At 74.2% G+C, this 14,086-nt stretch carries 11 protein-coding genes; 7 read left to right on the top strand and 4 right to left on the bottom strand.

The features are described from left to right. The first annotated feature begins 13 nt into the window (after positions 1 to 13). The 3 genes from ABZ898_RS24425 (at position 14) to ABZ898_RS24435 (ending at position 4,102) form a co-directional block, all read left to right on the top strand. Positions 14 to 1,516: a protein phosphatase 2C domain-containing protein gene (locus ABZ898_RS24425; protein WP_361662701.1), complete on the top strand. Its 1,503-nt coding sequence runs from the start codon at positions 14 to 16 to the stop codon at positions 1,514 to 1,516. Between the two features lie 69 nt (positions 1,517 to 1,585). Beyond that, positions 1,586 to 3,328 (top strand): pyruvate dehydrogenase, encoded by a 1,743-nt coding sequence (locus ABZ898_RS24430; RefSeq protein WP_361662704.1) that lies wholly within the window; start codon positions 1,586 to 1,588, stop codon positions 3,326 to 3,328. A gap of 357 nt (positions 3,329 to 3,685) precedes the next feature. After that, on the top strand, positions 3,686 to 4,102 hold the full coding sequence (locus tag ABZ898_RS24435; RefSeq protein WP_361662707.1) for an ATP-binding protein: 417 nt from the start codon (positions 3,686 to 3,688) through the stop codon (positions 4,100 to 4,102). A 67-nt stretch (positions 4,103 to 4,169) separates the two neighbouring features. Here ABZ898_RS24435 and ABZ898_RS24440 read toward each other — a convergent pair whose 3' ends face one another. Both ABZ898_RS24440 and ABZ898_RS24445 read right to left on the bottom strand, forming a co-directional pair. After that, positions 4,170 to 5,207: a DUF2637 domain-containing protein gene (locus ABZ898_RS24440; RefSeq protein WP_361662710.1), complete on the bottom strand. Its 1,038-nt coding sequence runs from the start codon at positions 5,205 to 5,207 to the stop codon at positions 4,170 to 4,172. Positions 5,208 to 5,405: 198 nt separating this feature from the next. Continuing rightward, the gene (locus ABZ898_RS24445) at positions 5,406 to 6,248 is read right to left on the bottom strand and encodes a (2Fe-2S)-binding protein (RefSeq protein WP_361662713.1); all 843 of its coding nucleotides are present in this window, start codon (positions 6,246 to 6,248) and stop codon (positions 5,406 to 5,408) included. 201 nt (positions 6,249 to 6,449) lie between these two features. Between ABZ898_RS24445 and ABZ898_RS24450 the strand changes: the two genes are divergently transcribed. After that, the gene (locus ABZ898_RS24450) at positions 6,450 to 7,253 is read left to right on the top strand and encodes a GntR family transcriptional regulator (RefSeq protein WP_361662716.1); all 804 of its coding nucleotides are present in this window, start codon (positions 6,450 to 6,452) and stop codon (positions 7,251 to 7,253) included. Positions 7,254 to 7,309: 56 nt separating this feature from the next. On the opposite strand, the gene ABZ898_RS24455 is transcribed toward ABZ898_RS24450, so the two are convergent. Then, positions 7,310 to 8,077 carry a hypothetical protein gene (locus ABZ898_RS24455; RefSeq protein WP_361662719.1) on the bottom strand — a complete coding sequence of 256 codons (768 nt, stop codon included), beginning with the start codon at positions 8,075 to 8,077 and terminating at the stop codon, positions 7,310 to 7,312. A 212-nt stretch (positions 8,078 to 8,289) separates the two neighbouring features. Continuing rightward, positions 8,290 to 9,963 carry a PucR family transcriptional regulator ligand-binding domain-containing protein gene (locus tag ABZ898_RS24460; protein ID WP_361662722.1) on the bottom strand — a complete coding sequence of 558 codons (1,674 nt, stop codon included), beginning with the start codon at positions 9,961 to 9,963 and terminating at the stop codon, positions 8,290 to 8,292. Between the two features lie 283 nt (positions 9,964 to 10,246). Here ABZ898_RS24460 and ABZ898_RS24465 point away from each other — a divergent pair, with 283 nt between their 5' ends. Genes ABZ898_RS24465 through ABZ898_RS24475 form a run of 3 tightly spaced genes read left to right on the top strand, consistent with a single transcriptional unit; the run spans position 10,247 to position 14,086 of the window. Continuing rightward, positions 10,247 to 11,140 (top strand): FAD binding domain-containing protein, encoded by an 894-nt coding sequence (locus tag ABZ898_RS24465; protein WP_361662725.1) that lies wholly within the window; start codon positions 10,247 to 10,249, stop codon positions 11,138 to 11,140. Next, positions 11,140 to 11,691, top strand: a complete 552-nt coding sequence (locus ABZ898_RS24470; RefSeq protein ID WP_361662728.1) for a (2Fe-2S)-binding protein — start codon at positions 11,140 to 11,142, stop codon at positions 11,689 to 11,691. Before ABZ898_RS24465 ends, ABZ898_RS24470 begins: the two co-directional genes overlap by 1 nt. 1 nt (position 11,692) lies before the next feature. Then, positions 11,693 to 14,086 carry a molybdopterin cofactor-binding domain-containing protein gene (locus ABZ898_RS24475; protein ID WP_361662731.1) on the top strand — a complete coding sequence of 798 codons (2,394 nt, stop codon included), beginning with the start codon at positions 11,693 to 11,695 and terminating at the stop codon, positions 14,084 to 14,086.

Here is a 14,086-nt window from a genome sequence, read left to right on the forward strand (position 1 = left end):
GACAATTACCGGCATGAGTCAGCAGGGGGGCGGGCCCACTCGCCAGGACGACGACTGGTGGCGGCAGCTCTACGACGAAGCGGCCGACGACACGGGCCCCACACCGGTTCCGGATTCCCTGGACGACCGTTACGCCTCGGCGAAGCGGGCGACGACACGGGCCGCCGGGCCAACGGAGCGCGCGGACCGCACGGACCGCACGGACCGCACGGACGACGCCGGGGAGGACACACCAGCCCGCCTCTCCGGAGACCGGCCGCCGGACGAGCCGCCGCCCCTCCCGGCGCAGCGCACCGGCGAGCAGCAGCCCGCCCCGCCCGCCGCTCCGGTCCCTCCCGCTCCCGCCCCTCCCGCTCAGGACGCGCCCGCCGCCGGCCGGCCACCGGCCGTGCCGCCCATGCCCGGCTGGCCCGCGCCCGCCCCCGGCGGCCCGCCCGAGGCGCCCCGGCAGCCGGACCCCCGTTCCGGCCGGCGGGCCGGTGTCCCCGCGCCCCGGGGCCCCGTCGTCACCGGCGTCGCCCGGTTCACGCCGGGCCACCCGGCCGCACCCCCCACCCCCGACTACGTCGGCTCCCGGCCGCCCACCTACGCCCCCGAACCCACCGCGCTGCCCGCCGCCGATCCCGACCGGCTCGACGAGCTGGTGTCCGACACCGTGCTGGAGGGCGCCCGGTACGGGGCGTGCACCCTGCGCGCGGTCTCGCTGCGCGGCGACTCGGCGAGGTACCGGGGCGAGGCACGGCGGGACGCCCTGCTCGTCGCCCGGTTCGGCGCGGGCGAACACGCCCTCGTGCTCGTGGCCATGGCCACCGGCGCGCGGGCCGCGCCCGGCGCGCACCGGGCGGCCGCCGAGGCGTGCCGGTACATCGGGCAGGCCGTCGGGCGCAGCCACGAGCGGCTGGTCGAGGACCTGCGGGCGGGCCGGCGCGGCGACCTCAAGTCCGGGCTGCACCGTCTGACCGACCGCACGCTCGGCCGGCTCCGCGCCGACGCCGCCGAACGGGACCTCGGCCCCGAGGAGCACACGGCGAGCCTGCGCTGTCTGCTGCTGCCCGCCGACCCCGACTGCCGTACCCGGGTCTTCTTCGGCGCGGGCGAGGGCGGGCTGTTCCGGCTGCGGGACGGGGAGTGGCTCGACATCGAACCCGCCGACCCCGGCGCCGCGCCGCCCGCCGCGGGCGCGCTGCCCGCCGAGACCCCGGACGGCGACCGCCTCACCCTGGACCTCGGCATCCCCGTTCCGCCCAGCCCGTACGAGCCGGTGGCCGACCCCGCCGGGCCGCCGCCGGTGCCGTTCCGGTTCCGGGCGGCGGTGGCCCGGCCGGGTGACGTGCTGATGATGTGCACGACCGGGCTCGCGGACCCGCTGCGCGGGGAGCCGTCCCTCCGCGCGTTCCTCGGCCGCCGCTGGTCGCGGGCGGCCGCGCCCGGTCTCGCCGGGTTCCTCGCCGATGCCCTGACCCGGGTGAAGGGGTACGCCGACGACCGCACGGCCGCCGCCGTTTGGGAGGCGTAACCCGGGCCCCTGTGACTTCATGGAACCGCGAGAGCGTATCCCGGGACCGCGAAGGGGCACACGAGCGTCATGGCCAAACAGAACGTCGCCGAACAGTTCGTCGACATCCTCGCCCGCGCCGGGGTGCGCCGTATGTACGGCGTCGTCGGGGACAGCCTCAACCCGGTCGTGGACGCCGTGCGCCGCAACGCCGCCATCGACTGGGTGCACGTCCGCCACGAGGAGGTCGCCGCCTTCGCGGCGGGCGCCGAGGCCCAGGTCACCGGCAAGCTGACCGCCTGCGCCGGCTCCTGCGGCCCCGGCAACCTCCACCTCATCAACGGCCTGTACGACGCCCACCGCTCGATGGCGCCCGTCCTCGCCCTCGCCTCGCACATCCCGTCCAGCGAGATCGGCCTCTCCTACTTCCAGGAGACGCACCCCGAGCGGCTGTTCCAGGAGTGCAGCCACTACAGCGAGATGATCTCCAACCCGAAGCAGATGCCCCGGCTGCTCCAGACCGCCATCCAGCACGCGATCGGGCAGCGCGGCGTCAGCGTCGTCACCCTGCCGGGCGACGTGGCCGACCAGCCCGCGCCCGAGCAGTCCTTCGAGAGCGCCCTGGTCACCTCCCGGCCCACCATCCGCCCCGGCGACGCCGAGATCGACCGCCTGGTGGAGATGATCGACGAGGCGGACAAGGTCACCCTGTTCTGCGGCGCGGGCACGGCGGGCGCCCACGCCGAGGTGATGGAGTTCGCCGGACGCGTCAAGTCCCCGGTGGGCCACGCCCTGCGCGGCAAGGAGTGGATCCAGTACGACAACCCGTACGACGTCGGGATGAGCGGGCTGCTCGGGTACGGCGCCGCCTACGAGGCCACCCACGAGTGCGAGCTGCTGATCCTGGTCGGCACCGACTTCCCGTACAACGCCTTCCTGCCCGACGACGTGCGGATCGCGCAGATCGACGTACGGCCCGAGGTCATCGGGCGCCGCTCCCGGCTGGACCTCGCGGTGTGGGGCGACGTCCGCGAGACGCTGCGCTGTCTCATCCCCCGGGTGCGGGAGAAGACGGACCGCCGCTTCCTGGACCGGATGCTCAAGAAGCACGCCGACGCGCTGGAGGGCGTGGTCAAGGCGTACACCCGCAAGGTCGACAAGCGCGTCCCGATCCACCCCGAGTACGTGGCGTCCGTGCTGGACGAACTGGCCGACGACGACGCGGTGTTCACCGTGGACACCGGCATGAACAACGTCTGGGCCGCCCGGTACATCTCGCCCAACGGCCGTCGCAGGATCATCGGTTCGTTCTCGCACGGCTCGATGGCCAACGCGATGCCCATGGCGATCGGCGCCCAGCTCGCCGACCGTGACCGGCAGGTCGTCTCCATGTCCGGCGACGGCGGATTCACCATGCTGATGGGGGACTTCCTGACCCTGGTCCAGCAGGACCTGCCGGTGAAGATCGTGCTGTTCAACAACTCCGCGCTCGGCATGGTGGAGTTGGAGATGCTGGTCGCGGGCCTGCCCTCGTACGGCACCACCGACGTCAACCCCGACTTCGCCGAGGTCGCCCGCGCCTGCGGTGCCTACGGGGTACGGGTGGAGAAGCCCAAGCAGCTCGCCGGAGCGCTCAAGGACGCCTTCCGGCACAAGGGGCCCGCGCTGGTGGACGTCGTCACCGACCCCAACGCCCTGTCGATCCCGCCGAAGATCAAGGCCGAGATGGTCACCGGGTTCGCGCTGTCCGCGTCGAAGATCGTGCTGGACGGCGGCGTCGGCCGGATGCTCCAGATGGCCCGTTCCAACCTCCGTAACGTGCCCCGGCCCTGAACCGCGTCCGACAGCGGTGATTTCCGGTCAGTTTCACCGCGTGTGACCGGTTGGGGGCGCTGGGTCCCCGAATCGCGCCGCAGGAGCCGCCAGTCGGCTCCTGCGGCGGCTTTCGGCCGCCCCGGCGCCCTCCGTACGGCCGCCCGCGCACCCGGCGGACGGGCCGCCGGGCCACCGCGCGTGGCCGAAGACCCGGCCATCGGGCGGCGGCCATGACTGGCCGGGAGCCCTCTGGGCAACCATCCGACGTGGACGCGGTCGACCAGAAGGGGGAGGGCCGGCGACGTGTGGGCGGGGGTCATGACGAGGCACGCGCGAGGGGGTGGTCCCGTGGCGGTGGGGGCCTCTCCGGCGGACATGGGGGACGACGACACGGGCGGCACGCGTGAGGCGCACCGGCTCAGACGCGAGCTGGCGCGAGCCGACCTCGCGGCGGTGCCCGAGGCGCGCCGCGAACTGCGTGCCCTGCTGCGGCACTGGGGCCGGCCGGACCGGTCCGACATAGCGGAACTGCTCACCTGCGAACTGGTCACCAACGCCCTGGTGCACACCGACGACGACGCCGTCCTCATCGCCGTCCTCACCCCGCGCGCCCTGCGCGTGGAGGTACGGGACTTCGTCGCCCGCGGACCCCGGGTGCGCGCCCCCGAACCCGACCAGGACACCAACGGCCGGGGCCTGCTCCTGGTGCAGTCCCTCGCGGACGCCTGGGGGATACGGGCGCACGACGTGGGCAAGTCGGTGTGGTTCGAGCTGGGCGCGGAGGCCGCGTAGCCGGAGACGCCGACGGGGCGGGGAAGCGATTCTCCTGAATCGCTTCCCCGCCCCGTCGTGACGGAACTCAGCCGAACTGCTGCTCGAGATCCTTCAGTTTGCGCTCCAGCGAGTCCAGCCGGGGGATCGCCATCGTGTCGTCCTCGGCGGTGAGGTCGACCGTGACCGCCTCACCGCTCTTGGGGACCGATTGCAGAGGCGGCCGCGGCCGCGCGGACGGCTTGTCCGCCGCTATGGCGGGCTCCCCGGCCGTGGAGGCGGGGGCGCGGTCCATCTGCACCTCCACCGTCCGCGCGGGCGTCCGCGGCACGATGCCCCGGGCGCCCCGGCTGAGCGCCTTCAACTGGGCGCGTTCCACCCGCTGCTGGTCGCGCCTGCGCCGACGGGCCTCGTCCTTCTGCCGCTGGTCGTCGCGCACCTCCTCGACCGCCTCGTCCAGGCTGCGCACACCCTCCAGGAGCATGAGCGACCAGGCGCGGTAGGTCTCGCGGGGTGCCCGCGCCCAGCGCACGATGCGGATCTGGGGCAGCGGACGCGGCACCAGACCCTGTTCGCGCAGGGCGGCCCGGCGGGTCTGCTTCAGCGCGCGGTCGAAGAGCACCGCGGCCGAGAGGGACATGCCGGAGAAGAACTGCGGCGCCCCGTCGTGCCCCATCCCCCTGGGCGCGTGCACCCAGTTGAACCAGGCCGCGGCGGCGGCGAACATCCACACCAGCATCCGGGAGCCCAGGGCGGCGTCGCCATGGCTGGCCTCGCGCACGGCGAGGACCGAGCAGAACATGGCCGCGCCGTCCAGGCCGAACGGCACCAGGTACTGCCAGCCGCCGGTGAGCCCGAGGTTCTGCTCACCGAAGCCGACCAGACCGTGGAAGGAGAGTGCGGCGGCCACCGCCGCACAGCAGAACAGCAGGACGTACGAGGCGGTTCCGTAGAACGCCTCCTTGCGCCTGCGGCGTTCCTCGCTGCGTTCCCAGGAGTCGTCCGCGCCTGTCTTCTCCCCGGAAGAGCGCTTGCCGCGCGCGAGCACCGCGATCGCCGCCAGCAGGCCCAGGAGCAGCACGGCGCCCGGAAGCAGCCAGTTCAGCGATATGTCGGTCATTCGCATCAGGGGTCCCTTGCCTTGGGATGGGGCGTATCGCCCGTCATAGTGACCCATTCCCGGCGAGCGGCCAGGGATTTCGAGGCAATGGACCGCCAAAGGGGCCCGAGGCCGGTGCGGCGACGGTGTTTTGCTCGAACTCTCCACGGTGTAGGGGCGGTTGAGTTCGATTAACGCTGCCCGAACGAGTGGTTCCGGCGGGTTTCAGGCGGCCGCGGCGGCGGTCAGCTTGGCGATCCGCTCGCTGTCGCAGGTGCGCGGGCAGGTGGCGCAGGTGTCCTCGGGGCGCAGCGTGTAGAACATGCAGCAGCTGACCCGGTCGCGGGTGGGCAGCGGTTCGCCGCCCGGACCGGTCAGCTCGCGGAACGCCGCCGAGCCCGCGTACGGACCCGTCGCGCCCGGCAGCAGCAGCTCCAGCTCGCGCACCGCGCGTCGCTCCTCGCCCTCACCGAAGAGGGAGGCGAGGTACCACAGGCTCTCCACGATCTCGTCCGTCGCCATGCCCCACAGGGCGCGTCCGCGCCGCCGCATGCGCGGCCCGAAGCCGCCCAGCACCGGCTGGAGGTGCTCGGCGACGGCCGCGCGGACCTCGGCCCGCAGCGCCTCCTCGTCCGCGACGACGACCGCTTCGGGCCGGCCGGCCGCCGGGTCGTCCGGCAGGCAGGCGAAGCCGGCCGGGCGCACGGCCATGCGGCCCTCGGTGCGGTGGTAGGCGACATGGGAGGCGGGCAGCCGGGGCACCCGGCGGTACAGGAACCAGGGGACGGTGACCAGGAGGCAGGCGGGCCAGGCGTAGCGGTGCAGTCCGAAGCTCGCGATGACGTCGGGGCGGGCGGGCCGGCCGTAGTCCCGCAGCACCTGCGCGTCGTCCCACGCGAGGAAGGAGTCGAGCTGGACCCCGCCCGCGGCGAGCCCGTCGGCGGTCACCCAGCCCTCGCCCGAGGGCAGCGCCTCCCGCGAGGCGTCCAGGATCGTCACGTTCAGGCCCGGATAGACCTGGCCGAGCCGGGCGTACGCGGCGGCGAGCGGTGAGGCCGTAGCGAGCATGGCGGGACCACCGATCCTTCGAACACGGGGGCGGACGTACAGGTAAGCCTAACCTTACCGGCCTTTCCGGGAATTTGAACTGCCGCCTCCTGCGCCTAAGGTGCTTGACGGACATGTGACGGTCCGTCGTCCGTGTCCCGGGGCCCGGCCCCATGGCAGGGCGCCCGCGCGTCCCGGCCGCCACCAGCCCGAGGAGGACCCGTGAAGCAGGGCCTGCACGACGTCCCCGGTCCCGGGCTGCCCTGGCCCGCCGCACGGCCCGCGCCCGCGCGGCCGGCGGCCCCCTCCGCCCCCGCGGCGCCCCGCGAGCCGGCCGGCACCGCCTCCGGTGTGCGCGGCGAGCACACGCACGGCGAGGCGCCGCTCCCCCCGCCGCGTACGGTCGTGCAGCGGGCCTCGGTGCGCGGGCAGATCCTCGACGCCCTGCGCACCGCGCTCACGACGGGCGAACTGTGCCCCGGCGAGGTCTATTCGGCACCGGTGCTCGGCGAGCGCTTCGGGGTCTCGGCCACCCCGGTCCGCGAGGCCATGCAGCAACTCGCGCTGGAGGGTGCCGTCGAAGTCGTCCCCAACCGGGGTTTCCGGGTCGTTCGGCGCGGTGCCCGCGAACTGGCCGAGCTGGCGGAGGTACGGGCGCTGCTCGAAGTCCCGGTGCTGCTGAGGCTCGCCCGTTCCGTGCCCGCCGCCCGCTTCGCCGAGCTGCGCCCGCTGGCCGAGGACACCGCCCGCGCGGCCGCCTCCGGCTGTCCCGCCCGGTACGCGGAGGCCGACCGCGCCTTCCACCGCGCCCTCCTTGCCCTCGCGGGCAACGAACAGCTCCTGCGCATCGCGGAGGACCTGCACCGCCGCGCCCAGTGGCCCCTGGTCGGCACACCGCCCCGCCAGCACCGGGCCGTCCTGCTCCGGGACGCGGCCCAGCACACCGCCCTGCTGGACGCGCTGGCCTCCGGCGACCTGGACACGCTGGGGGAACTGGTGGCGGAACACTTCGCACAGCGGGACTGAGGCCCCCACCGGGGCTGAGGGCGCGGCGGACCGGGCCTGAGCCGGTCGAGGGCTCCTCAGGCAGTGGCCGCCCCCGGTGCCGGCGGCGTCAGATGGCCGGTGAGCCAGGTGGGGACCCCGCCGAGGAGACGGAAGAGGCGCCGGGCCTCCTCGCGCAGCCGGGACGCCTCCGGTTCGGTCTCGGTCTCGGCGAGCGAGACCAGCGCGGGCGCGGTGCCGACCAGGTAGCCGAGTTCCTCGCGCAGGCGGAGGGATTCGGCGAAGCCGTGCCGCGCCTCGGCCAACTCGCCCTCGCGCAGCGCCAGTCCGGCGAGATGGCGCCAGGTGAAGGACAGCAGGAGCGGGTCGGACCGGTCGGTGGCGCCCGCGTGGGCCCGGCGGTAGGCGGCGCGGGCGGCCTGCGGGGCGTGCGCCAGGTTCTCGGCGAGCAGGCCCCGGCGGAAGTCCAGCAGGGCCCGCCCCGAAGCCCCCGGCGGGATGAGGGCCGCCGCCCGGCCCAGCGCGGCCCGCGCCTCGTCCGCCCGGTCCCGTACGCCGTGCAGCGTGGCGGTGTAGGCGAGCTGGCCGCGTTCGCAGGCCGCCGCCCCGCGCTCCTCGTCGCTGTGGGCCCGCGCCTCGGCGGTGCGCAGGGCGTCCTCCGCCGCCTCCCAGCCCCGCTCGGTGTACAGGCACCGCTCCACCAGCAGCGCGGCCCGCTGGAGCGTCGCCTTCGGCGTGTCCGTGGGCAGCAGGGCCGCGGCGTCGGCCCAGCAGGCCCGGGAGCGCAGCCGCCACACCGCGGTCTGGAGCGGATCGTCATCGGCGGTCGTTCCGTTACCAGACATGGCGGAATGCGCCACGTTGCCCTCCCCGAGCGCGCCGTCGAGCTGTTGAGTGGTGGCGTGCATTCCAGCACCGATCACCGGGCGCGGCCAAGAGGGTGGGTGAAACTTTTCACAAAGTTGCGGCCGGTGGCCGATCGGCCGGACGGTGGCGTCGGAAGATCGAATCGGATGACCGGCGCCGACCGCCGCTGATCACGGGCGCGTCGGTGTGCTCAGCTCATCCTGAGGGCGAGGAAGAAGTCCAGCTTGTCCTCGAGGCGCGACAGGTCGCGGCCCGTCAGCTGTTCGATGCGGCCCACCCGGTAGCGCAGGGTGTTCACGTGCAGGTGGAGCCGGGTCGCGCACCGGGTCCAGGAGCCGTCGGAGTCGAGGAACGCCTCCAGGGTCGGGATCAGCTCGGCCCGGTGGCGGCGGTCGTACTCCTTGAGCGGGTCCAGCAGCCGGGCGGTGAAGGCGCGGCGCACGTCGTCCGGGACGAACGGCAGCAGCAGCACGTGCGAGGCCAGTTCCTGGTGTCCGGCGGCGCACACCCGGCCGGGCCGGGCCGCGGCGACCCGGCGGGCGTGCCGGGCCTCCTCCAGCGCCCCGCGCAGCCCCTCCGCCGAGTGCACCGCGGCGCTCACGCCGAGGGTGAGCCGGCCGTCGCCCTCCAGGCCCGCCGACAGCGCCTCGCGCACCGAGCGCAGCAGGGCGTCGGCGTGCAGCCCGGCCTCGGAGCCGTCGTGCTCGGCGGAGACCGCGGGCAGCGGCACCAGGGCCACGGCCTCGTCCCCGGTGTGCGCCACGGCGACCCGGTCGGCCGGCTCCGGCCCGGTGGCCAGCGGGTCGACGAGGACCTCCTCCAGCAGCGACTGCGCGACCTGCCCCGCGGCGGCCTCGCCGTCCTCCCACTCGACCCGGGCCACCACCACCTGCCAGTGCGGAGCCGCCCCGAGCCCCGGCAGCAGCACCGGCGCGGCGACCCGGAGGCGTGCCGCGATCTCGGCGGGCGCGGCACCGCTCTGCACCAGCTCCAGCACCTCCTGGGCGAGGCGGCGGCGCACCGTGCGGCCGGCGTCGCGCCGGTCCCGCTCGACGGCGATCAGCTGGGTGACGCCCCGCAGCAGGTCGAGCCGCTCCTCGGGCCACTCGGCGGCGTCCGCCTCGACGGCCAGCAGCCAGTCCGACAGCGCGGTCTCGCGCGCGTCCCGCACGGCCTGCGGGGCGCGGCCGGAGGCGCGGACCGGGAACAGGGAGTACGTGGTGCCGTCGAGCTGGACCCGGTGGGGGCCGCGCCGCCCGGTGCGCACGGCCGCGAGATGCTCCGCCGCCAGCCGCGCGCAGGTCTCCGGCGGCAGCGCGGGGCCCGCGACCTTGGACCCGGCTATCAGCCGCCCGGTGGGGGAGAGCACCCAGGCGCGCAGGTCGAGGTCGCTGCCGAGCAGGTCGAGGACGACGTCCGGGCCGCCGCCCGCCGGGCCGGAGGTCATCATGCGCCGGTGCCGGTCCACCACGGCGGCCAGGTCACCGGCGCGCTCACCGGAGACCTGGCGCACGACGTGTTCGGTGATGGTGGCGAAGGCCACCGACTCGTGCACGGCGAACAGCGGCATCCGGTGCTGCGCGCAGGCCAGCACCAGGTCCTCGGGCACGTCGCCCAGCTCGGCCTCCCCGGCGGCGAGCGCGGTGACCCCGGCCTGCACCAGGAGGCGGACGAACGGCTCGGAGTCCCCGGCGTCCCGGCGCCAGGCGAGGCCGGTGAGGACCAGCTCGCCGCCCGAGAGGTAGCGGCTCGGGTCGCGCAGGTCGGTCGTCATGACCCCGCGGACCGTGCGGTCCAGCTCGTCCTCGCCGCCGAGCAGCCGCAGCCCCAGCGCGTCGGTGTCCAGCAGTGCGCGCAGCCGCATCTCGTCGCCGCCGTTCTGTGTCGAAACTTCGCTTGATCTGGATGGGTGACGGAGGCGGAGCGGGTGCGGGGCGCGCGGGCCGTGCCCCGCACCTGCGGTGTCTCCTGTGTTTCACGGGGAAATCAGAGAGGTTGCCGATGGCCTTCGTTCATACGAATCTACAAGATGACCGCCGTGGCCAGCCAACTCCTTCGGGTTTTCGGTGACTGACAGCGCTGGAAGAAGGACCGGTGTACTGACTTCACGACCCCCGTGTCATGAGACGGAAGAAGAGAGCCGGGCCATGGAATTCCTCCGCCCCGCAAGCTGGCGGGAGGCGCTCGCCGCGAAGGCCGAGCACCCCGCCGCCGTGCCGATCGCCGGGGGCACCGACGTGATGGTGGAGATCAACTTCGACCACCGCCGCCCCACCCACCTCCTCGACCTCACCCGCATCGGCGAGCTGACCGAGTGGGAGACCGGCGCGGACTCCGTACGGCTCGGCGCCTCCGTCCCGTACGCCCGGATCATGCGCCACCTGCGCGCCGAACTGCCCGGTCTCGCGCTCGCCGCGCACACCGTCGCCTCCCCCCAGATCCGCAACCGGGGCGGCGTCGGCGGCAACCTCGGCACCGCCTCGCCCGCCGGTGACGCCCACCCGGCGCTGCTCGCGGCCGGGGCCGAGGTGGAGGCGGAGTCGGCGGCGCGCGGCACCCGGCTCATCCCGATCGACGCCTTCTACACCGGGGTCAAGCGCAACGCGCTGGAGCCCGACGAGCTGATCCGCGCCGTCCGGATCGCCAGGGCGGACGGACCCCAGCAGTACTCCAAGGTCGGCACCCGCAACGCCATGGTCATCGCGGTGTGCGCCTTCGGGCTCGCCCTGCATCCCGAGACCCGTACCGTCCGTACCGGCATCGGCTCCGCCGCGCCCACCCCGATCCGGGCGGAGGTGGCCGAACAGTTCCTCAACTCGGCCCTGGAGGAGGGCGGGTGCTGGGAGAGCGGCCGGATCGTCGATCCCTCGGCCGTGAAGCGGTTCGCCGCCCTGTGCGCCGCCGCCTGCAACCCCATCGACGACGTGCGCGGCACCGCCGACTACCGGCGCCACGCGATCGGCGTGCTGGCCCGCCGCACGCTGATGTGGGCCTGGGAGTCCTACCGGGGCGGGCGCCGGGCCACCGAAGGAGCCGCGTGATGCGCGTCAGTCTGACCGTCAACGGACGCCCGCAGCAGGCCGACGACGTCTGGGAGGGTGAGTCCCTGCTCTACGTACTGCGCGAGCGGCTCGGCCTGCCCGGCGCCAAGAACGCCTGCGAGCAGGGCGAGTGCGGCTCCTGCACCGTCCGCATGGACGGCGAGCTGGTCTGCTCCTGCCTGGTCGCGGCGGGCCAGGCCGAAGGGCGCGACGTCGTCACCGTGGAGGGCCTGGCCGACCACGCCGACAAGCGCCGGACCACCACGCCGGGCGTCGGCATGGACGAGGCCCGGCGCTGGCAGCCGCTGCCCGGGGAGGGCACGCGACTCGCGCCAATCCAGCAGGCGTTCATCGACGCGGGCGCCGTGCAGTGCGGCTTCTGCACCCCCGGCCTGCTCGTCGCCGCCGACGAACTCCTGGAGCAGAACCCCGAGCCCACCGACGCCGACATCCGCGAGGCGCTCTCGGGCAACCTGTGCCGCTGCACCGGCTACGAGAAGATCATGGACGCGGTCCGCCTGGCGGCCGCCCGGCAGGCCGAGGAGGTCTGACATGCCCGCATCCGGACCGGCCGGCGTCCCCACGAAGATCACCCAGGGTGCCCAGGCGGCGGGCGGCATCGGCGAGTCCACGCTCCGCCCGGACGGCATCCTCAAGGTCACCGGCGAGTTCGCCTACTCCTCCGACCTCTGGCACGAGGACATGCTCTGGGGCCACCTGCTGCGTTCCACCGTCGCCCACGCCGAGATCGTGTGCATCGACACCTCCGAGGCGCTGGCCCTGCCCGGCGTGCACGCGGTCCTGACCTACGAGGACCTGCCCGCCGAGGTGCGCACCTACGGCCTGGAGATCCAGGACACCCCGGTCCTCGCCCACGGCAAGGTACGCCACCACGGCGAACCCGTCGCCGCCGTCGCCGCAGACCACCCCGAGACCGCCCGCCGGGCCGCCGCCAAGATCCGGATCGAATACCGCGAACTGCCCGTCATCACCGACGAGTTCTCCGCCACCGCCCCCGACGCCGCCCTGGTCCACGAGGGCCGCACCGACCACCACGCGCCCTACGTCGACCACCCCAACATCCTGCACCGCCAGCCCATCGTGCGCGGCGACGCGGCGGTGGCCGCGGAGCGGGCCGACGTGATCGTGCGCGGCGAGTACACCTTCGGCATGCAGGACCAGGCGTTCCTCGGCCCCGAGTCCGGGCTCGCCGTGCCCGAGGAGGACGGCGGGGTCCACCTCTACATCGCCACCCAGTGGCTCCACTCCGACCTGCGCCAGATCGCCCCCGTCCTCGGCCTGCCCGAGGACAAGGTCCGCATGACGCTGGCCGGGGTCGGCGGCGCGTTCGGCGGCCGCGAGGACCTGTCGATGCAGATCCACGCCTGCCTGCTGGCGCTGCGCACCGGCCGGCCGGTGAAGATCGTCTACGACCGGTTCGAGTCCTTCTTCGGCCATGTCCACCGCCACCCCGCCAAGCTCACCTACGAGCACGGCGCGACCCGGGACGGCCTGCTCACCCATGTGAAGTGCCGGATCGTCCTGGACGGCGGCGCCTACGCCTCCGCCTCCCCGGCCGTCGTCGGCAACGCCGCCTCCCTCGGCATCGGCCCGTACAACGTCGACGACGTCGACATCGAGGCCGTCGCGCTCTACACCAACAACCCGCCCTGCGGGGCCATGCGCGGCTTCGGCGCGGTCCAGGCGTGCTTCGCCTACGAGGCCCAGATGGACAAGCTGGCGAAGGAACTCGGGCTGGACCCGGTGGAGTTCAGGCAGCGCAACGCGATGGAACAGGGCAGCACCCTGCCCACCGGACAGGTGGTGGACGCGCCCGCGCCGGTCGCCGAACTCCTGCGCCGCGTCAAGGCGATGCCACTGCCGCCCGAGCGCCAGTGGGAGTCCAGCGAGGGCGCCGACGTACGGCAGCTGCCCGGCGGTCTGTCCAACACCACGCACGGCGAAGGCGTCGTACGCGGGATCGGCTACGCGGTCGGCATCAAGAACGTCGGCTTCTCCGAGGGGTTCGACGACTACTCCACCGCCAGGGTGCGCATGGAGGTCGTCGGCGGGGAAGCGGTCGCCGTCGTGCACACCGCGATGGCGGAGGTCGGCCAGGGCGGCGTCACCGTCCACGCCCAGATCGCCCGCACCGAACTCGGCGTGGAGAAGGTCACCATCCAGCCCGCCGACACCCGCGTGGGCAGCGCCGGTTCGACCTCCGCGTCCCGCCAGACGTACGTCACCGGCGGCGCCGTCCGCAACGCCTGCGCGCTGGTGCGGGAGAAGGTGCTGGAGATCGGGCGCCGCAAGTTCGGTACGTACCACCCCGCTTGGGCGACCGCCGAACTCCTGCTGGAGCGCGGCAAGGTGGTCACCGACGGGGGCGAGGTGCTCGCCGACCTCGCCGACGTGCTGGAGGGGGAGAGCGTCGAGATCGAGCGGGAGTGGCGGCACCGGCCCACCCAGCCCTTCGACCGGCACACCGGCCAGGGGAACGGGCACGTGCAGTACTCCTTCGCCGCGCACCGCGCCGTCGTCGAGGTCGACACCGAACTCGGCCTGGTCAAGGTGGTCGAGCTGGCCTGCGCCCAGGACGTCGGCAAGGCCCTCAACCCGCTCTCCGTGCTCGGCCAGATCCAGGGCGGCACCGTGCAGGGCCTCGGCGTCGCGGTGATGGAGGAGATCCTGGTCGACCCGGTCACGGCGAAGGTGCGCAACCCGTCCTTCACCGACTACCTGATCCCGACCATCCTCGACACCCCGGTCATCCCCGTCGACGTCCTCGAACTCGCCGACCACCACGCCCCCTACGGCCTCCGGGGCGTCGGGGAGGCACCCACCCTGTCGTCCACCCCGGCCGTGCTCGCCGCGATCCGCGCCGCGACCGGGCTCGAACTGAACCGCACCCCGGTACGGCCCGAGCACCTCACCGGCACGGCCTGA

It is taken from the genome of Streptomyces sp. NPDC046860 (assembly GCF_040645115.1).
Lineage (GTDB): Bacteria > Actinomycetota > Actinomycetes > Streptomycetales > Streptomycetaceae > Streptomyces.